Source organism: Bacteroidota bacterium (genome assembly GCA_016706865.1).
Taxonomy (GTDB): Bacteria; Bacteroidota; Bacteroidia; order Chitinophagales; family BACL12; genus UBA7236.
In genome coordinates this window covers 832,902-853,144 of sequence record JADJIS010000003.1, presented here as the reverse complement: position 1 = coordinate 853,144, position 20,243 = coordinate 832,902, and the positions used below count along the sequence as shown (strand labels likewise).

Annotated in this window: 15 protein-coding genes; 7 read left to right on the top strand and 8 right to left on the bottom strand. The window is 35.0% G+C overall.

Annotated features, from left to right (window positions below):
* Positions 1 to 4 precede the first annotated feature (4 nt).
* Positions 5 to 751 carry a serine/threonine protein phosphatase gene (locus IPI31_13085; GenBank protein ID MBK7568749.1) on the top strand — a complete coding sequence of 249 codons (747 nt, stop codon included), beginning with the start codon at positions 5 to 7 and terminating at the stop codon, positions 749 to 751.
* 75 nt (positions 752 to 826) lie between these two features.
* Here IPI31_13085 and IPI31_13080 read toward each other — a convergent pair whose 3' ends face one another.
* The 4 genes from IPI31_13080 to IPI31_13065 form a co-directional block, all read right to left on the bottom strand.
* Complete coding sequence (locus IPI31_13080) at positions 827 to 3,262, bottom strand: T9SS type A sorting domain-containing protein (GenBank protein ID MBK7568748.1); 2,436 nt, start codon at positions 3,260 to 3,262, stop codon at positions 827 to 829.
* Between the two features lie 441 nt (positions 3,263 to 3,703).
* Positions 3,704 to 5,650, bottom strand: coding sequence for a KUP/HAK/KT family potassium transporter (locus IPI31_13075; GenBank protein MBK7568747.1), 1,947 nt, complete (start codon positions 5,648 to 5,650; stop codon positions 3,704 to 3,706).
* A gap of 115 nt (positions 5,651 to 5,765) precedes the next feature.
* A complete protein-coding gene (locus IPI31_13070; protein MBK7568746.1) occupies positions 5,766 to 6,356 on the bottom strand; it encodes a DUF255 domain-containing protein in 591 nt (196 codons plus the stop codon).
* Between the two features lie 8 nt (positions 6,357 to 6,364).
* A complete protein-coding gene (locus tag IPI31_13065) occupies positions 6,365 to 6,982 on the bottom strand; it encodes a thioredoxin family protein (protein ID MBK7568745.1) in 618 nt (205 codons plus the stop codon).
* Between the two features lie 81 nt (positions 6,983 to 7,063).
* Here IPI31_13065 and IPI31_13060 point away from each other — a divergent pair, with 81 nt between their 5' ends.
* From IPI31_13060 to IPI31_13050, 3 genes are all read left to right on the top strand, one after another.
* Positions 7,064 to 7,633, top strand: a complete 570-nt coding sequence (locus IPI31_13060; protein MBK7568744.1) for a UbiX family flavin prenyltransferase — start codon at positions 7,064 to 7,066, stop codon at positions 7,631 to 7,633.
* Positions 7,634 to 8,031: 398 nt separating this feature from the next.
* Entirely contained in the window at positions 8,032 to 9,267 is a 1,236-nt protein-coding gene (locus IPI31_13055; GenBank protein ID MBK7568743.1) for an MFS transporter, read from the top strand.
* Between the two features lie 70 nt (positions 9,268 to 9,337).
* On the top strand, positions 9,338 to 9,781 hold the full coding sequence (locus tag IPI31_13050; GenBank protein ID MBK7568742.1) for a hypothetical protein: 444 nt from the start codon (positions 9,338 to 9,340) through the stop codon (positions 9,779 to 9,781).
* 133 nt (positions 9,782 to 9,914) lie between these two features.
* On the opposite strand, the gene IPI31_13045 is transcribed toward IPI31_13050, so the two are convergent.
* On the bottom strand, positions 9,915 to 12,026 hold the full coding sequence (locus tag IPI31_13045; GenBank protein MBK7568741.1) for a T9SS type A sorting domain-containing protein: 2,112 nt from the start codon (positions 12,024 to 12,026) through the stop codon (positions 9,915 to 9,917).
* A gap of 109 nt (positions 12,027 to 12,135) precedes the next feature.
* Here IPI31_13045 and IPI31_13040 point away from each other — a divergent pair, with 109 nt between their 5' ends.
* Positions 12,136 to 14,673: a T9SS type A sorting domain-containing protein gene (locus IPI31_13040; GenBank protein ID MBK7568740.1), complete on the top strand. Its 2,538-nt coding sequence runs from the start codon at positions 12,136 to 12,138 to the stop codon at positions 14,671 to 14,673.
* 21 nt (positions 14,674 to 14,694) lie between these two features.
* On the opposite strand, the gene IPI31_13035 is transcribed toward IPI31_13040, so the two are convergent.
* Genes IPI31_13035 through IPI31_13025 form a run of 3 tightly spaced genes read right to left on the bottom strand, consistent with a single transcriptional unit; the run spans position 14,695 to position 16,070 of the window.
* Positions 14,695 to 15,144 (bottom strand): hypothetical protein, encoded by a 450-nt coding sequence (locus tag IPI31_13035; GenBank protein ID MBK7568739.1) that lies wholly within the window; start codon positions 15,142 to 15,144, stop codon positions 14,695 to 14,697.
* Position 15,145: 1 nt separating this feature from the next.
* Entirely contained in the window at positions 15,146 to 15,604 is a 459-nt protein-coding gene (locus tag IPI31_13030) for a helix-turn-helix transcriptional regulator (GenBank protein MBK7568738.1), read from the bottom strand.
* Entirely contained in the window at positions 15,591 to 16,070 is a 480-nt protein-coding gene (locus IPI31_13025; protein ID MBK7568737.1) for a hypothetical protein, read from the bottom strand. The genes IPI31_13030 and IPI31_13025 overlap by 14 nt, the downstream gene beginning before the upstream one ends.
* A 284-nt stretch (positions 16,071 to 16,354) precedes the next feature.
* On the opposite strand from IPI31_13025, the gene IPI31_13020 reads away from it, so the two are divergent.
* Both IPI31_13020 and IPI31_13015 read left to right on the top strand, forming a co-directional pair.
* The gene (locus IPI31_13020) at positions 16,355 to 16,720 is read left to right on the top strand and encodes a hypothetical protein (GenBank protein MBK7568736.1); all 366 of its coding nucleotides are present in this window, start codon (positions 16,355 to 16,357) and stop codon (positions 16,718 to 16,720) included.
* Positions 16,721 to 16,731: 11 nt separating this feature from the next.
* Positions 16,732 to 20,145, top strand: coding sequence for an Eco57I restriction-modification methylase domain-containing protein (locus IPI31_13015; protein MBK7568735.1), 3,414 nt, complete (start codon positions 16,732 to 16,734; stop codon positions 20,143 to 20,145).
* Positions 20,146 to 20,243: the final 98 nt, after the last annotated feature.

Genomic DNA, 20,243 nt, shown 5'->3' with positions numbered 1-20,243 from the left:
AATTATGAGAAAATTTGCAATATCCGATATACATGGCTGCCTGAACACCTTTATGGCACTGCTTACTACCTTAAAATTGACAAAAGAAGACGAATTGTATCTTCTGGGCGATCTTATCGACCGTGGACCTAATGGCAAAGGGGTTCTTGACCTAGTCATGCAAATGCAGGAGGAAGGTTATAACATTACTGTGCTTATGGGAAATCACGAATGGTTGTTTTTGCAGGCTGTGGATGAAACTATACCGTATTGCTGGGATTGGAGAAGATTTCAAAACTGGATGAAAAACGGTGGAACCACAACATTGGCCAATTTTGGTTACAAACGTATCGACGATCTTAAAGGTCTTGACAAAAAATACGATACCTTTCTGCGCAACCTTAAAACCCATGTAGAACTTGATAAATATATTCTTGTTCATGCCGGCTTTAATTTTAAGGAAGAAGATATCTACAAAGACACCCAAAATATGTTCTGGATCCGCAATTATTATGCGGACATAAAACCGGAAAAGATCAATAATAAGATCATCATTCACGGACATGCCACCAGAAACTACGAAACTTTAGAGCAGGATATCAAAGAAATGAAATATCCGGCTATTGATATTGATTGTGGCTGTGTGTATGCATTAAAAAATCCTCTCGCGCGATTATGTGCACTTGATCTCGATACTTTGGTTCCAATTTTTCAGGAAAATATCGACAGAGATATTACCAAGGTGAAGAAGGAAGAGTCTGTGAAGGGTTGAGTGATATCAAACTTATTGCAATTTTGTTATCAGATCGTCAAATTCACAAATCCCTGAATAATAGAAACTATTTTATTAATTGTTTATTATTAATTTTTCCGCTGCTACCAGGTTTTTTTGTTCTGTATTATAGTAATAAATAAAATAAATGCCTTTTGCAAATACAGAAGTATTTAAATTCATCGAATATACATTTTCCTCCACTTTAAAATTACTAATGATCTTTCCTGTAACATCGGCAATAGAAACAATATCAAAGGGACCGGTTGCATTATTAAAATATATTGTAAAATGATCAGTAGTTGGATTTGGGAAGATATAAATTGGATCGATCTCCGTAACTACCGGCAGATCCAAATAGATCGTATTTATTGTAGTATTTGTAACAATTGGTAAATTTTTATCAAAGAAAATTGAAGCAGTATTCGTAATTTTTGTGCCAACAGGTGGATGACCTTTAATGTTTATTTTATACTTCAGGTAACCTTTGCTTTTTATTATATCATATGCAGGTGGAGTGAGTTCAATATCATTAAAATGCCATTTAATTATATTAGGAGAAATAAATTCCATCCAATATTGGTGACTTGCGGCCAACATTTGAATACTACTTAAAACGAGATCATTTTCAATGGTATCAACTACTATTACATCGTGGGCATATCCTGTTCCGGTGTTTTCAAATTCTATCTGGTATTCCAACCACTCCACTGCCGGAGAAATATTTCCTTCAACTCCTAAACCAACAGGTTTAACAGTAAGTTGATTTGGATCAAAACTGTAATCCAATACATTTGAATAAATATCCATATTGTTTGTCGCATCAATATCACCGGCAATAGATCCCAATTCTGCTTTTACAGCAGCAGTTTTACCAACAAAATCAATGGAAGAATCCGCCTCGAACACAAGATGAAATACCTGTGGTTGATAAGGTTTTAAATCATAGATCGTCCAGGTAATTATAGTATCAAAATGACTTTCATATAATGGTGAAGAGGATATCAAACTATTTACCATAGGATGATATAATTTTAAAGTTAGTTCCTCAACAACCTGGTTACCGAAATTATTTACCGTGATATCTGTCGTGTTCAATGCAGGCTCAGCACCATCAGTAGTAAGTGCAATTCCTGACTGATATAAAGAAACTCCAACCTCAGTTGCAGCTGATGAATAACTTAAATGGTAATCATTGTTGTCTACCGTTGTTCCACCGGTAATTGCATTAAGTTCAAATACATATTCGGATGGTGTAAAAACATCCCAATAAGCAATAGGTAAACAGAAATTGGAATATATACCATCTGAAATTAACGTAGATGAATAATCACCTTCAGAATTTGTCAGACTAAAAATTGCTCCGGGATCTGTTTCAATAAAAATATTGGGGAAAGATATTTCCCCTGCATCAAAAATATTATTCGAATTTTCATCATAAAATACTTTTCCTTCAACATTCATTTGATGCACAACTCCGAGGGTATCAGTTATTAAAATAAAGGCTGTCGAGTTTCCTGCATTTTCATAGTTGCCGATAAATGCTAATTTATTATCTTCTATTTGAGCAAAATCATAAATATGATATTTGTCGTTACCCGTCTTCAAAAATGGTTCACCAATATAAAAATTTTCTCCGGCCTCATTAAAATATTCTAAATAATAAAAACTTTCCATTAAACCCATATCTACATTAAATGCTTCGGATTCAATTGCCCTTACATAATTATTACTTGGCAACTTAATTATACGAAATAAAGAATCTGTACTTAAATAACCATTGCCATAGGATACTGTCTCCCAATCAGGTATTTCGTTATCAGAATATTTTTGAAGATAATTACCATCTATATCTTGTCGCGATAAAAATAATTCGTTGTCAAGGTCTTCTACATCAAAATGATGGTCATCAAAATCGTGTGATATAAAATCTATAGTCCCTGCTGTATCCAATTGCACAATTGTAGGATTATAAGCACCGGCAGCCCCGGTATAAATTAAAAGTGTTTTGGATCCCTGCGAGATCATTGATCCAAAAGCAATTCGACCACCAAAATCAAGAACGTGATTCCAGGTAATTTCTCCATTGTTTAAAATTTTCAAATATCTGAATGTAGGAGTATCCCAACTATCACAAACAATTTGAAATCCATCTGATACCTGATGAATAGCGGAAAAGGTAAAATCAGTGATCGGAATGCTAAAAACTAAATCTCCTTCAAGGGTATATCGACAAATATTTGAACCGTAAAAAAAAATTATATCCCCATCCGGTAAATTATAAAATTCTATATCCCTTAAAGAATATGGAAGAGCTATATCAACTTGCCACATGATATTACCTAAAACATCCAATTTTCGAAGTTGACCATCAAAAATTGCGATCAAATTACCGTCACTGTTTTTTTCAATACCATAACCGTAATGATCATCTTCAAAAAAAATAAGTGATTGACTTTTAACAATCGCAAATGCTGAAATGAAAAAAGTAAGGAGGAGAAGTTTTTTCACAATAGAGGAATTTGTTACCAAAAATAGTTGGTTTTTACCATAAATGCAAGGGAGGAGGAAGGAGAGAGGAGAAAGGAGTTTAAATTTCTTGCGAAATTTTTGGGTTTTTGCCGTTAGTGAGACCCTCGCTGGGAGCGAGAGCTCACTGATAACGAGTTGCGAAATTTTTGGGTTTTTGCCGCTAGTGAGACCCTCGCTGGGAGCGAGAGCTCACTGATAACGAGTTGCGAAATTTTTGGGTATTTACCGCTATTGAGACCCTCGCTGGGAGCGAGAGCCTCACAGTATTAACGAAATGTTTAAAATACCACCCTTTGTTTTCCTGATACCTGATACCCGATACCCAATACGCGCGAAGCGCCCTCCTATGTCCCCTTTCCCATGTCCTATGTCAAGTCCTATGTCCTATGTCCTGTGTCCTATGTCGCGCGCCTCGCGCCCTCACTTCTGTATCCTCTCCAGCTTGATCTCAATGGCATCGCGCACACTGATAGGCACCATTTCTGATTCGACGTTGGTGAGTTCGAGACCAAAATCTTCATGTGTTGGAAGACTCATTGATTTAATGAGGCGATAGCCTTTCACGACAAATTGTTCCCAAGGGGTTAATTTATTATCGCTGGCTACTCTTGTATTTAGAAGAATAAATTTAAAATCGGCATACATATGATGTTTGCGCAAACTTGGGTAATTACTCAATATATCCACCTCTCCATTCGCTGCCATTTCCTCCACAATTTTTCGGAACATCACATTCACTTTGTGATCCACTTTAAATCCAAATCGCAACCTGACAAAAAATATCTTTTTAGGAATTATGGTATCAATGGAATAAGAAGCTAAATATGGATCATTGGAAATATCAACGTGCACAAACCAATATACATCTGCGCGTTTTGGTCTTTTTCTGAAAATGGAATAAATGATATTCGAGTCTATATGATTTTTATCATTTACCATCGCCATATACACCAAATTGGTTGCTTCTTTTGGTATAGATTCATCACGCATTAGATCTTGTATTGCAGGCAAATAACTGTCGATCTCCACAAATTCCGTGTGTTTTGCGCGCAATTTTCTGGCTTGGTAGAATATCCATAAACAGAAGAAAAATCCTAAAGCAAGCGACATCGTAAACCAACCACCATGCATGAATTTCATGGCATTAGAAAGGAAAAACACACCTTCAATAAATAAATACACGGTAGCAAATGCGCCTATCACTATCCAACTCTTTTTTCGCAATCGCATTAAACTCGTCAACAATAAAGTGGTCATAAGCATATCAATAGTAATTGCCAGACCATACGCAGCTTCCATATTTCGTGATTCACGGAATATTAAAACAACAACAATACATCCTGTTAATAAAAACCAGTTAATTGCAGGTAAATAAATTTGACCTTTTTGTGTAGTGGGATATACTACTTTAAGGTTTGTCCAAAGTTTCAATTTCATTGCCTCATTCACCATAGTAAAACATCCGCTGATCAATGCCTGACTGGCAATAATGGTGGCAGCTGAAGTAATTACAATTCCAATTGGAAGGAACCAGGAGGGCATGAGAGTATAAAATAAACTGTGTTCATGCATGGGCTCTCCAATCATTTCAATAGCATGTGCAGATTGACCAAGATAACTTAAAAGCAACATAACAATAACAAAATTCCAACTCATGCGTACATTTGATTTTCCGCAGTGACCAAGATCAGAGTATAATGCTTCAGCTCCAGTTGTGCAAAGAAAAACCCCGCCAAGCAACCATATACCACCCTTAAAATTTGCTAAAAGATTAAATGCCCAATATGGATTTAAAGCTTCCAAAACCTGTGGTTGTTTCACCAATTCAATTGTTCCCAAGGTTCCAATCATTAGAAACCAAACCATCATGATCGGCCCAAAAGTGCTTCCCACTACTTTTGTTCCAAATTGTTGAAAAACAAATAAGGCAATTAATATGGAGATAACAATGGGGACAGTATTAATCTCCGGATTTAAAATTTTTAATCCCTCCACTGCAGAGGATATCGAAATTGGAGGAGTAATAAAACCATCTGCAATCAAAGCGGCACATCCAATTAATGCAGGGATTATCGCCCACTTAATTTTATAACGACGCAATAAGGCATAAAGTGCAAAAATCCCTCCTTCTCCATTGTTATCAGCATTAAGTGCAAGATATACATATTTTATAGTGGTAATTACAATGAGTGTCCAAAACACACAGCTCATTCCTCCATAGATCAACTCCTTTGAAATTTCAAGATCGCCAAAAATGGCACTCATAACGTATATCGGCGACGTACCAATATCACCGAAAACAATTCCGAGTGTAATTAATACACCCGCACCAGTTAGTTTACTATTATGGGAGGCTTTTGCAGACATTAAAAAAACGGGCAAATATAAGATGCCCTTATATACTTAGCTAATAAAACAGAAAATAAAGACAGTATTATTGAGCACATTTAATGCACAGTGAAAATACTGCGAATAAATGTGTCTAATCCGTTAACTGGCTTTGATTATATTCTTTCTGAAAAGTAATAAAATCTTTCGTTTTATAATGCCCTTCACCATAATAAATTAGAGTGAGTTTCATTTTGGCGGCATCTTTAAATCCGGCCTCCACTGCAATTTTTTTCCCCATGGGATCAATAAAACTAATGGTTGGATACCCTATTCTTCCACCGGGCCGAGAACCCATTTCCATAGCGAAATCGTGTGTTCCTCTTTTACCAGCAGCTTTCATCTTGTACATCTTACCTGCAAACTCTACGGAATCCATTTGCTCTGCATCAAATTTTATTGCATAAAAATATTTATTGGTCAATTCAATAACTTCCGGATCCATGTAGGTTTCCTTATCCAGCCTTTTGCACCATCCACACCAATCAGTATAAAAATCAACCATTATTAGTTTTTCATCTTTAACCTTATTCTTTTTAATATTTTTAGATACAGTTTTATTCACTGCATCAAGAGTGGTCCAATGAATACTGTCTGTTAATTCAGTTGGAATGGAATTGGTGGCAACAGATTTTTCAGCAGGATAAAATGATATTACTGCAGAAACTAATAATTCTATTATCATAGGGAAACTTATTGAGAAATGGAGGATTTAAAAGCCGCGTAATAAGTAGGCCAATCGGTTGTTTTATTTGCATCAGTTCCAAAATACACTAAGATCGGTTCTAATTGCTGAGGTGTAAGATATCCTGCTATAGGCTGGATCATATTTAATTCCTCATCTAAAAATACCATTGTAGGATATCCGAGTCCGTTCTGGGTGGAAGCAATATAAACGGCAAATTCATGGGTACTTTTTCTCGGTTGTGGTGAATAGTTCGGATTTGTAAAAGTTTGTCCTTTAAACAGGATAGAATCACCGCTTTCCGCATTAAATTTAGTTGGAATATAGTATTCTGAAAGAATTTTTCTAATCACCGGATTCGAAAAAGTATTAGCATCAAGCATTTTACAGGGTCCACACCAGGTGGTATAAACATCGATGAACAATTTCTTTTTACTGGTTTTTTGCAGTTCAATAGATTCCATAACTGAATTCCATTTAAATTCTGCAATAGCGGAATCAGTAGCAACAGGCTGTGTATCAGCAGCTTCGGCAATATTTTCAGTGGATCTCTGGGGCAATCCAAAAGCAAGTAAAGTTCCCGTAATAATCACAAGTACGGCAACAACATAATATTTCTTCTGCATAGTTTAGTTTTATATTTCAACTTTGGTCAAACAAAAATAATTCCATAAATGTTAACTTGCAATCATTAACTAACTCTTAACATGTTGAAACGAAAAATAGTTGTAGCAATTACAGGAGCAAGCGGAGCCATTTATGCAAAGGTTTTGTTGGATAAACTTGTCAAAATTAAGCCCCAGCTTTCTGCTGTAGGAATAGTTATGAGTGATAACGCCAAAGCAGTCTGGAAATTTGAATTAGGTGATGAAAGTTACAATGACTACGACTTCACATTTTTCCAAAAAAATGACTTTAACGCTCCATTTGCCTCAGGATCAGCACAATATGAAACTATGATCATATGCCCTTGCTCCATGGGAACCCTTGGTCGCATAGCTACCGGAATTTCCAACGACCTGGTAACAAGAGCTGCCGATGTGATCCTGAAAGAACGGCGAAAGCTCATCCTAATGGTTCGCGACACACCCTATAATCTTATTCATATCCGCAACATGGAAACTGTCACCTTAGCAGGTGGAATTATTTGTCCTGCTTCCCCTTCCTTCTATAGTTTACCCAAAAATTTTGAAGATTTAGCCGCCACCGTTGTAAATCGTGCATTGGATCTGGCAGGATTGGAGGTAGAGGGGTTTAGATGGAACGAGGGGAATTGAGAATTGAGAATTGATAATTGACAATCGAGTTCTCGGGTTGATGATCGGTTTTTTCCCAAATAAGTATTTGTTCGTGAATCGTCAATCGTGAGGCGTGAGTCCGGTACTGCTAACATTGGAGCTTTTTATTTTGACCATAAACTTTTTTCACGGTCGGAGTATTTTCAATACCAACCTCATACCATCATTAAAGACAATAAACTTCCGGCCACGTTGGGTCAAACTCATTACTCATTATTCATGACTCATATTCGTGAATCGTCAATCGTGAGTCCGAAATTTCGTTTTATGAATGAGTAATGAGTAATGAATTATGAGTAGATTCTCGAATGCCGGATAATTTCACTCCTGACTATTGACTCTTGACTATTGACTCCTGACTCCCGTATCTTCGCCCCGTGTTTTCTTCCGCACTTAAAATTTATACGGATTCTTATAAAGGATTGACCAAATCTGTTTGGATATTGGCAATTATTCAGTTCATTAATCGGAGTGGAAGCATGGTTTTGCCATTTATGTCGGTGTATATGACCACATCTTTGGGTTACACCACTACTGATGCAGGTATAATTATATCGGTATTCGGGGCAGGAAGTATGCTTGGATCCTATTTGGGAGGACGATTTACCGATAGCATGGGACCCTTTAAGGTGCAAACATTAAGTTTGATCCTTGGAGGAATTTCTTATCTCTTTTTACCATTTTTTACAGATATTTATTTGCTGGCAATCGGTGTATTTATTTGCGGTGTGATTAATGACAGTATGCGACCGGCTTCCTCTGCTATGATAGGTTATTTTTCAACTCCGGAAACCACTACCCGCTCCTTTTCCCTTTTACGGATGGCAATTAATCTTGGTGTTGCTATTGGTCCCGCCATTGCAGGACTTTTAGCAGGAATAAGTTATGTGTGGCTTTTTGTTGGAGATGGCGTTACCTGCATTATTGCGGGACTTGTATTTTTCTTTTTGTTCAGGGATAAACAACCTCAATTACATAAAAATAAACCTGTTGCAGGTGAGGTAAAAAAATCTCCTTATCGCGACAGACAATTTTTAATGTTCTTGACCTTGGTGTTTTTATATGCTGCGGCATTTTTTCAAATATTCAGCAGTATTCCGTTGTATTACAAGGATGTTTATCTCAAACCGGAATATGTAATTGGATTGTTAATCGGTTTTAACGGACTAATTGTTTTTGTTTTTGAGATGATAATAGTTTCTCAAATTGAAAAGCGATATACACCTGGGAATATGATAGTAACAGGAACAATTATGTTGGGACTTTCCTTTTTTCTCTTCAACATCGGACATAGTATGTTCATACTTTTGGTATCGATGGCGTTACTCAGTTTTTCCGAAATATTTGCCATGCCATTTATGATATCCCATGCAATAAAAACGTCATCACCTGCTACGCGGGGAAGTTATGTCGCTTCCTATACTATTGCTTGGTCAATGGCATTTATCATCTCCCCGATTGGAAGCACAGCTATCATTGAAAATTTTAATTATGCAGCGCTTTGGTGGGTTATGGGGGGAATTTGTATGGTTTGTGCTTGGGGATTTAGAAACAATATGAAGGAAAAACAAATATTGAAACAACAAGTAAACAGTTCGGAAGGCGATTTGTAAAAAAAATGCAAATGCACCAATTACCTTTCTCCAACATCAACCACTTAGTATCTTTACACAAAAAAGAGCCTTGAAACTTCCGCTTTTAATAATAGTTTTTTCTTGCCTTTTATTATCTTGTGGTAATGAGGAAATGGAAGTATATAAAACTGCTCCTCAAAATAAATATATTCTTTGTCGCGGTTCAGAACTGTATTTGAATGATGGTAAAAAATGGAAAACAAATTTTGAAACCACGCGCGGAATAAATCAAATGATATCGCATGTGAATGATTTTACTCTTCCTGCTGATACCACTGCATATCATACTCTAGCAAACGTTTTAATTGAAGATTATGTCTACATGATCAATTATTGTGCATACATGGGACAATCGCATGAATTGGTGCATGCATATTTATTCCCGCTTCAGGAATTAATTGTCCCAATGCAGGTTGGTGGTGAAATTACGTGTGTTAATCAATATGATAAGATCAAAAAACATTTGGAAACTTATCATGAGTATTTTGAATGAGAAAATTCTATGAGTACATAGAATGAATTGGTTTACATTGAGAAAATTTAATTTATATTAATAAAATAAAAAACCCGGCTCCATCTAGCGACTTTGCCGGGTATCCCCATGAAAACACAAGCTTTAATTATATTTATTGCAATATAATTTTCCCAGTCCCTAATTTTATTCCAGAACAGGTTAATTCATAAATGTAAATCCCGTTTACTTCATTCGCGCAATGCCATTCTGCACTATTATCGCTCAATACCATTTCTGATACTTTTTCACCGAGAATATTATAAACGGAAACAGTGAATTTATTTTCTTCGTTTGTAAATGTTTCAATGCTGAAATTCACAATATCATTCGCGGGATTCGGCCATGTTGAAACCTGAATATTATCAAACTGAGCAGTGAGGCGATCCGGTATCGGCGATACCTGCCATTTAACCCATCCTAAACTATATGGTGGCAACGATACCATTGAATCAGGCGAAAATGTGGATTTATAAGTAAAATAAATAGAGTCAATAAGCGGTGCTATGGTGGTATCATTATAAAAAGAATTATCAAGCATGTATTGATTCATTCCGCCGTGCCCGTATAACTGCGTTGCACGGATATGTTTTATATAACATCCGTAGGAACTGGATGGGGTTAAGCTTCCGTAGCCGAGAGCGGTTGTATCGCCAGTCATTTCATGTATGGCAAACTTAACGGTGTCATCACTTCCGTTTACAAAACACATATAAAACAGATCGCTTCCTTCATTAAAATATCCTCTTACAAACGGGACGTAACTTCCGTCTAGTAATACAGGAGATGCATTCACTCTTTCATAACTCGTTGAAAATATATTTTCATTAATTACAAAGGAATAATACGATGCACGTTTATAATATGGTTCATCAACAGGGTCTAATACGCCTTGTGTACTTATTAAACCATACGTATACCCTGACAAAGTATTGTGTTTTGTGGCAAATTCAATATCAATGGGCATACTAGCTCCTTGAATCTCAAGCAGTTTTAGTAAATATTCCATACTGAAGGCTGCCTCAACAAAGGTGTTATTAAAGTTACCATAAAGTGGATCGAGAGGATCCTGTTCTTCACTCGGCGGCTTCACCCCCCATTCAGTTACCCAATATCTTTTATCTGTGCCCAACCGATATGTGCTGTCATCGATTATGGTGTAATGGTTAAATATATACGGCAACCAATCGTTTACAAAATTTTCAAAACTATCTAAAGCGCATTGCCAAGAAGCAGTAATATATGGGTCAGGCCCTAAATCTGGATCGAATACAATTGGATCATCTGGGTCAATATTATAATAATCATCTGTATAAGCCTGATAACAAGGTTCCATCATACGGGAGGTATTATAAATATGTACAGTATATGCGTCAAATTTGGGTGAGCCTGATTTTCCTGCAAGACCCGTGTTCCAATCTTTGAATCGTTGGACACTTCCGGGCGACCAACTGAATAATTCAGCAAAATCTGGTTCAGGTGCAGCAGTTAATGATATTGGTATCGAATTTAAATCAGTATCATCCTGCAATGAATCAAGCAATGGCCTTATATGCCACCAATAATCAATAAATGTTTCGAATAAATTTTCATCATCATAATGCTCATTACCCATTTCAATTCCAACTACATCGACACCGTTATCAATCAGATATCTTATGGCCTCCAGATTTTCTCCCCAAACATTATAAATACTCGGCAGCCATCGGCTCATAGTTACATTTGCAACATAGATTACTTTCGGCTTAAAACCGTTTACACTATCGCAATATTCGACAAGATCAATCAAGCGGTCAATATATCGTGCACCATCAGGATTAAGGTCATATTGCTCTGCAACTTCTGCGGATTGAGTTGTCCATTGACCTACAGTAATTGAGTCCATTGCCAGCAGGGTATCAATATCTGATTGCAACATTCCATATCCAACACTATCACTTGAAGAGTGCATCCATTTATTATCACCACCAGAAGGGTAGCGGATAACTTTGGATTTTATGGATGCAATGTATTCCATACATTGGTCAATGCTGTCTACAGGTGATTCGGGAGACCAAGGATCATAACAACGGCATCGGTCAAACAATCTTGAGAAGTGATTGCCGTAAACAAGCGGATTGATCTCAGTATTCTCTCCATACTGAATATCTAAGGTGAAAATACTTTGTCCATTCAGAGAAAGAGAAAATAACCCGCAGAAAATAAAGATTAAAAGTTTGGTTTTCATAATGTGAATATTTAATGTGTAAGAGTATATCCTGTAAATTTGGGTGTAAAAGTTTGAATACCAATTTTTTTTACATTAAATTTCAGCAAAATTTGTAAATTCACTATAAATGGGTACTCGAAAACACAAACTTCTTACCTTTTTACTGAGTTACATGACTTTTTGCTATGTTGGGTTTACACAAGCACCAGACAAAAGGATCATATACCTGAGCGATGATGACCTTAATAATTCTTTTAATCATAGTTTATTAAATGATGTATTTGGTGAAGATAATTGGGAAGAATTTTATTATGTTTCCTTAGACACTACGGGTATTTTCTCGGCAAATACTTGTATGATTTTTATGGAAGGGTCGCATGATGTAAGTGATGAATTTACGGATTTTTATGAAGTTTATCGGGATGCGGCAGAGGAATATGTCTATAATGGAGGTAATTTATATATTAATTTTTTATCAGTTCCGGAATTTTCTTATTATTTAGGATTTGATAGCATTTATAGGAGTTCTAATGAAAGTTTTAATTGGGCTGGTACGTTTTTAGCTGAAACTCACGAAATATATGAAGGGCCATTTTACCCTATTATTAATCCTATAGATTTTTCTCCTATACTTGGTTTTTTAAATTCTAAGGGAAGTTTCTCCGGCTCCAATTTTGATACGCTTATGCTTGATACATCGGGAACACAAATTTGTTTACTGAAAAAAATATTTGGTACCGGACAAATTATAGCAAGTCAATTTAAAGCAACAACTGATGATTATTACTCCGAAGAGCATCTTGATCTACGCCGTAACATCCTCTGGCATCTTGCACCTTGTTTACATTCTCAAAATGATTTAGGTATTCAGGATTTATTTACGCCGGATAATTCCTGCAATCTAAGCACCGAAGAAATATTAAGTGTATCTGCTCATAATTTCGGTTTTGCAAATCAAAATAATTATGATGTAAGTTTTCAGATAGATGATGGAGAGATTTTTACAGAAACTTTTACGCAATATATCACTGCTTATTTATCAGATACGATTACATTTTCAGCACCTGCAGATTTTTCAGGCTGTGGTGCACATACTGTCAAAATATGGACAATACTTGTTGGTGATACCATACCACAAAACGATACATTAATTTATACGATTACGAATATTTGTGCAACTGAAACTACCATAGGTTTACCAACGGAAATTTGTTACAACAATGATCCTGTCATTGCAAATCCTGAAGTTGGCGGTGGTTATTGGGAAGGGCTTGGAATAACTGACCCTGATTCAGGTATTTTTGATCCTGCAATTGTGGGTGAAGGAAATAGTTCGGTTGTTGCCTATACCTACCAGACAGCAATTGATTACACACGGGAAATAATTCCGTTTGACCCTCCTGCATTTACAGACTCAATTAGTATTTCACTTATTTATAACGATGATGTAGATACCTTACTACTTCCGTTTGATTTTGTTTTCTTTTCAAACAGCTATGATGTTATGTACCCGGCAAGTAACGGATATATTGCCTTTGGTGCACCACACGATACATGGTATATCAATATTCCCGATGTGGGTGGCATTAATAATTTATTAGCCCTTGCAGGATACGACCTCGACCCGACTACCGGAGGAAGCATTTACTATTCCGTTGAGGGAACTGCACCATATCGTCAGTTACAGTTGCGTTATGACGATGTTACACTTGCAATTTCACCTGACCATTTTATAGACGTAACGACAGTATTATATGAATCAACAAATATTATTGATCTGTATGTAGATAAATTACCGGAGGTAGGAGCCTTTGGCTTTGTGCAGGGTATTTCAAATGAAGACGGTAGTCAGTATTATTATACCAAAACTACCGGTACACAGGTTTGGTTTATCGGTGCAAACGATACTGCGTTCCGGTTTACTCCCACACTATGCCCGCGCACAATTTTTGATACTATTCAGGTGGTGGGAGATATAACGCAAAATGTACTTGGCAATGATACTGTATTTTGTTTCGGTGAAAGTGTCGAATTATTATCAAATACAGTTAGCTCCTATTATTTATGGAATACCGACGATACAACGCAATCAATAACTGTAAACGATGAAGGATATTACACAATTGAATTGGAATATTTATCAGGATGCAGAATATTGGATACCATTTTTGCGGAAGAAATAGATTCGATTCTTTTAAACATTACTTCTACGCCGTGTTCAATTGGAGAAACAAACGGAACTGCTACTGTAGAAATATTTACGGGTGGCTTACCGCCATTTACATATTTCTGGTCCACAGGCGAGGAAACACAAACGATTGAGAACCTCTCACCCGGATTTTATACCGTAACTGTGATTGATAGTTTGGGTTGTTTTGTGACGGATAATGTGGAGGTTACATTCGAGATTGGTGTTGAAAATTTTATAACTAATTCAATTAATATTTATCCAAATCCAGCAGAAGGATATTTTATTATTGATGTTGGAAATACGTTTTTAAATGCACCAATAGAATTAATAAATATTGAAGGTAAAATTGTTTATAACTCTATACTCAAAACAAATTCAACCGAAATGAAAATCGCTGATTTTGCACGAGGGATTTATCATTTAAAAATTTCTTCCGGTAAAAATAATTATTCACAAACTGTAATCATTCAATGATATTAATCAATTCAACCAAATTTATTTTTCAATTATTTGATTATTGATCTGAAGTTGTTTGGGATCAATGATCGGCAGCACAGCACCATGTAAAAAAGTGCCTTTATAAGTTGAAAACATAACTCCCCTTGTTGTTGAGATTGAAATGCTGTTAAGTGTATCTATTAAAGGCTGGGGTATAATCAACTTTCCATCAGATTCTATTTTAATAACATCATCAAAATTCGCAATTTCGAAAATGCAACTTACGGATAACGCGCCTAATAGAAGCGACTGGTCATCATTTTTTATATCAATATGAACAATAACAAAAAGCAGTTTATTGGGTGCATCTGCCCTGCTTTCCACATTAATATTAAAATTTGTAATAGTTGTATTGTGATTTTCATGTAAATTCCATGAGCCATTTAATAACTCAATTCCACGAATCTGCATTTCTACCGTTTGTTCAATTAAATCAATTTTTGCCATTTTATGCTTTATGAAATTTTGGATTAATTAATCTGCTTGTAATACCAGAAAACATGGAAATTCCATACACACCTTCTCCTTTAGCTGTAGGTGTTCTATTTTCTAAAGTCGGATTAGCCACAATTGCTGCTACAATAAATGTGCTTTTGTAAATAAGCTGAAAATGTTTTTTATCAAAAAAAACAGAAACATCAACACCTAAAGTAAACGCAATCTCAGTCAAGACCTCCATTGTAAAATTTTGAGTTCCACTCATCCATTTTGTTATTTCGGATGGATGTTTTCCAACCTTTTCAGCTAGTTCTGACTTGTTCCATCCCTTTTGTTCCATCAATTCTTCAATTCGCGCCGAAATTTGCATTTTCACTTTTGTTTTTTCCATTTCTAATGGTGTGATCTCTGCGAGAAGTTCCGATAATTTGGGACTATTATACTCACGCGCTTTCTTAATTTTCTTCATCTTCATAGTTTTTCATGTTACCCAATAATTCCGTGTGGTCATCAGACCAATAAATATCTCCATTCTCTAATCTTTGTGCAATGTCATTTGCAATTGATATAACTTGAGTTGCTTCCATGGTTAATTTTTCATCATCCTGCCAGGCTATAACACCTTCAGGCTTTTCTCCACCTCCGCCAAGAATAACTACATCCATACCAAATCGAACACAAAATAGACGCAAATTTTTTTCAGGAAGGTCATACAATGCGCAAACAAAATCTCCCGGCTTACCCTCGTGTTGCTTAAAAAAAGAGCTTCTGGCACCAGTAATATGCCCTATCTGATATAATCTCGCCACGATATCCTTAACTTCATTTTTAAATTTTAATTCATATTCATCTACGAACTTCTCAAATAGTGTTATCTCCTCACCTTCAAGAATAACCGAGTAAACTTTTGATTGTCCTCCACAGAGTTGCTGCATTTCAACAATTTCGTATTTCACTGAATATTATGGAGATTTGAACTAAAACAATAACGTAAAAATACTCTAATTGTTTCACTTATAAGTAAAATTATAGTGCAAATGTAGTTAAATAACTCAATAATCCAAGTCAAAATTGTATAAATTTTACTTATAAGTTAAATTTTGTTAAAATATATTTATGAAATTACACAGCACTCTAACCGTATGTATGACCACTGGAAACTAACCTTCCTGAAACCCCAATATTCTCTATCTTAGCCCATTCATCTACCGCAAATCGAATGATCCTAATCCCTCAATCCCCAAAAAAAGCACTTAAAGCCTTCCTGAAGCAAAAACCACTGCGAAGCGAAATCGACCTTTTTAAAACCAACCTTATCGATTTGCTCGATAAGATCAGCGTGATTGAAAAGGGTGTTACCGATGAAAGTGAAGAACACCTGAAAAATAACCTACGTGACTTTTTGAGAGATACTTTTTATAGAGATACCAATACGATCAATACCAAAGACAAAAAAGATCTGGTAATTCATCTTGGTAAAACTACAGACAGTGAAGTAGGAGTAATAATTGAGGCTAAAAGACCGACGAATATTGCGGAAATGGTCACTGCTGAAAATCCGAATAAAAATCCTTTCATGAAATAATTCTCTATTATATGAATGAAAGGCTTAAGGCAGGTAATAACCAACTTAAGCAATTGATAATTACCAATGTTTATGAATGGTATATTATTGATGCCAATCATTTTGATAAATACATATACCGAAATACACAAATTAAGAAACTTTACGATACCAAAATAAATGACCAAAAGGACAACCCTTTTTTTTATGAGGAAATAGCCAAAATTGTTTCGAATCTGGATATTGAAATTCCTTGTGTTTATTTTGACATACGGGAATATAATACCATTCTGCGCAACAACAAAAAAGAAGATGACCGTGAGTTAAGTGCTTTATTGAAAATTTTATCCCCACAACATCTTTTAAAAATAGTAACGCCAAACGATAGTAATTCGCTAAATGAAAAATTTTATAAAGAATTACTCCATATCATCGGACTGGAAGAAGCAAAAGAAGGTGGAAAAAACATTATACGCAGAAAAATCGAAAAACGGGATGCCGCATCACTTGTAGAAGCAACAATTGAAGCTTTAAATACGGAAGATGTATTACACAGATTACCCGACCAATCCATTTATGGCTCAACAAAAGACGAACGCATATTTAACATCTCACTGGAATTGGGAATTACCTGGATAAACAGAATTTTATTTTTAAAATTACTGGAGGGACAACTGATCACTTATCATCAGGGAAATAAAGATTATCGTTTTCTAAATTCAGAAACCATTAATGACTTTGACGAACTTTTTAAACTTTTTCATAGGGTACTAGCAGTAAATATCAACGAAAGAAGTGCTGCTCTTAAAGACAAATACATTCGCGTTCCTTATTTGAATAGTTCGCTTTTTGAAATAAGTGAATTGGAAGATCTGACGATCAAAATAAATTCCCTGGATGATGGAGGGGAATTAGAATTAATTAACACAACAATACTAAAAGATGTTAAAAAGAAGACTGCCAGTTTACCAACCCTGAATTATCTTTTTCAATTTTTGGATGCCTATGATTTTGCAAGTGAAGGAACAGAAGATATTCAGGAGGAAAATAAAACTATCATAAATGCCTCGGTGCTGGGAAAGGTATTTGAAAAAATAAACGGTTATAAAGACGGCTCCATTTTTACACCGGCATTCATTACAATGTATATGTGTAAACAGTCTATCAGACTTGCCGTAGTTGAAAAATTCAATGAGTCTCTATCGGATAAGGATAAACCGATGTTTGATAAATTTGAAGATGTAAAAAACTATACTTCGCGCATTTTTAAAACGCAGGAAGTACTTAAAGCGAATGAAATAATTAATTCTCTTCGGATTTGTGATCCGGCAGTTGGTTCCGGGCATTTCCTGGTTTCTTCTTTGAACGAAATTATAAGCATAAAATCTGAATTAGGCATTCTGGCAGATAATGAAGGAAATAGTATCAGTGGGTATGAAATTGAAATAGTGAATGATGAGCTTATAATTACTGACCCAAAAACAAATATACTGGAATACAAGCTCCAAAACGGAAAACCCCTAAATAAAGAAATTCAAAGGCTACAAAAAACACTTTTTCACGAAAAACAAATCATTATTGAAAATTGTTTATTCGGTGTAGATATAAATCCAAACTCAGTAAAAATTTGCCGTTTGCGTTTATGGATAGAACTTCTTAAAAATGCATATTACAAAGAAGAAAGTAATTATTTAGAATTGGAAACACTTCCTAATATTGATATTAATATTAAATGCGGAAATAGTTTATTGAGCAGGTTTGCTTTGGATGCTGATTTGAGTAAGGCATTAAAAAGTATTAAGTATGATATTAAAGCCTACCGTGATTTTGTAAGTGATTATAAAAATGAAAAAAGCCGAGATGTAAAACGAGGGTTACAAAAAATAATAGATGGTATTAAATCTGACTTCAGAACCGAAATAACTAAAACTGGTAAAGACTATTTGAATTGGTATAAAGCAAAAGGAGATTTTGATAAGTTAACTCAACAATTTAGTTTCTTTGAAATGACACCTAAAGAAAAGGTGAAATACAACAATGACGTCAAAATTGCATCTGAAAAATTAAATAAATGCGAAACTATTTTAGAAGAAATTAAAAATAATGCAATCTTTAAAAATGCATTTGAATGGCGATTTGAATTTCCTGAAGTTCTTAATGATAAAGGTGAATTTGAAGGCTTTGATTTAATTATTGGGAATCCTCCATATATTCGACATGAAGAAATAAAACACCTAAAACCACAATTACAAAAAGATTTTACTGTATTTAATAGCAGTGCAGATATTCTCACTTACTTTTTTGAATTAGGCAACAAAATATTAAGGCAAAATGGCGGTTTAACTTTCATTGTTTCAAACAAATTTTTTAAAGTAAGTTATGGCGACAATTTGCGTTCTTACTTAATTCAAAATACATTATTGCAACAAATAATTGAATTCGACAAAGTGAATGTTTTTGATGAAGCCACAGTAAAAGCTGCTATTATTCAATTTAAAAAGGAAAAACTATCTAAAACATTTACATACTTAGATGTTTTGGTTATGCCTGAGAATTTAGAAACTGTTGTAAAAGAGGATGGCAAAGAATATGAACAAGCACTTTTCAATAATGGGCAATGGATTTTTCAAAATGAAAACCTTTGGAAAATCTATCATAAAATAAATGAATATGGAACGGCTTTGTCTGACTGGGATTTGAAGATAAACTTTGGAATTAAAACAGGTTTCAATGAAGCGTTTTTATTGGATGAAGAAACTAAGAATAGAATAATTGAAGAAAATATAAGTGCAGCAGAAATTATAAAACCATTATTCAGAGGTAGAGAAATTGATAAGTATTTTTCAAAATCTTCAAACTCATACATAATCGGAACTTTTCCTGCATTGAAATTGAACATTAATAAATATCCATCAGTAGTAAATCATCTATTAACATTTGGCAAGACCAAATTAGAGCAATCGGGGAATGTAGGTTCAAGAAAAAAGTCATCAAACCAATGGTTTGAAACTCAAGACACAATTGCCTTTTGGAAAGAATTGAGTTTGCCAAAAATAATTTGGAAACGGATAGGTTCAAAACTTCGTTTCTGTTATGATGAAACTGGATTTTGTTCATTAGACAGCACCTGCATTGCTACAGGAAAACATTTAAAATATTTGGTTGGCGTTTTAAATTCCAAACTAATTGAGCATGAACTAAACCGTTTTGCACCAAAAACTGGAACGGGCGATTTAATAATAAGTGTTCAGGCTTTATCGCCACTACAAATACCAATTCCAACACCCGACCAAGAAATTAAAATGGATGAATTGGTTGACAAAATAATTATACAAAAACAAAAGGGCGAAGACACCAAAGACAACGAAAACCTAATTGATAAAATGGTTTACGAACTTTATCACATAACTCCCGAAGAACAAAAAATAATAGAAGCCCAGCCATAATTGTATCCTTCTTCTAATACAACTCAAATTAAACTGATCATTCGTCATATTTAACTCATTTTTTTGCAAAACCCATTAAAACTCTAAACCATATTTTA

Excerpts from the sequence above, each read along its gene's own strand:
- IPI31_13060 (MBK7568744.1), top strand. The coding sequence starts at position 7,064 with ATGTTGAAACGAAAAATAGTTGTAGCAATTACAGGAGCAAGCGGAGCC.
- IPI31_13065 (MBK7568745.1), bottom strand. The coding sequence starts at position 6,982 with ATGCAGAAGAAATATTATGTTGTTGCCGTACTTGTGATTATTACGGGA.
- IPI31_13030 (MBK7568738.1), bottom strand. The coding sequence starts at position 15,604 with ATGAAGAAAATTAAGAAAGCGCGTGAGTATAATAGTCCCAAATTATCG.
- IPI31_13035 (MBK7568739.1), bottom strand. The coding sequence starts at position 15,144 with ATGGCAAAAATTGATTTAATTGAACAAACGGTAGAAATGCAGATTCGT.
- IPI31_13015 (MBK7568735.1), top strand. The coding sequence starts at position 16,732 with ATGAATGAAAGGCTTAAGGCAGGTAATAACCAACTTAAGCAATTGATA.
- IPI31_13085 (MBK7568749.1), top strand. The coding sequence starts at position 5 with ATGAGAAAATTTGCAATATCCGATATACATGGCTGCCTGAACACCTTT.
- IPI31_13045 (MBK7568741.1), bottom strand. The coding sequence starts at position 12,026 with ATGAAAACCAAACTTTTAATCTTTATTTTCTGCGGGTTATTTTCTCTT.
- IPI31_13040 (MBK7568740.1), top strand. The coding sequence starts at position 12,136 with ATGGGTACTCGAAAACACAAACTTCTTACCTTTTTACTGAGTTACATG.
- IPI31_13025 (MBK7568737.1), bottom strand. The coding sequence starts at position 16,070 with ATGCAGCAACTCTGTGGAGGACAATCAAAAGTTTACTCGGTTATTCTT.
- IPI31_13070 (MBK7568746.1), bottom strand. The coding sequence starts at position 6,356 with ATGATAATAGAATTATTAGTTTCTGCAGTAATATCATTTTATCCTGCT.
- IPI31_13020 (MBK7568736.1), top strand. The coding sequence starts at position 16,355 with ATGATCCTAATCCCTCAATCCCCAAAAAAAGCACTTAAAGCCTTCCTG.
- IPI31_13075 (MBK7568747.1), bottom strand. The coding sequence starts at position 5,650 with ATGTCTGCAAAAGCCTCCCATAATAGTAAACTAACTGGTGCGGGTGTA.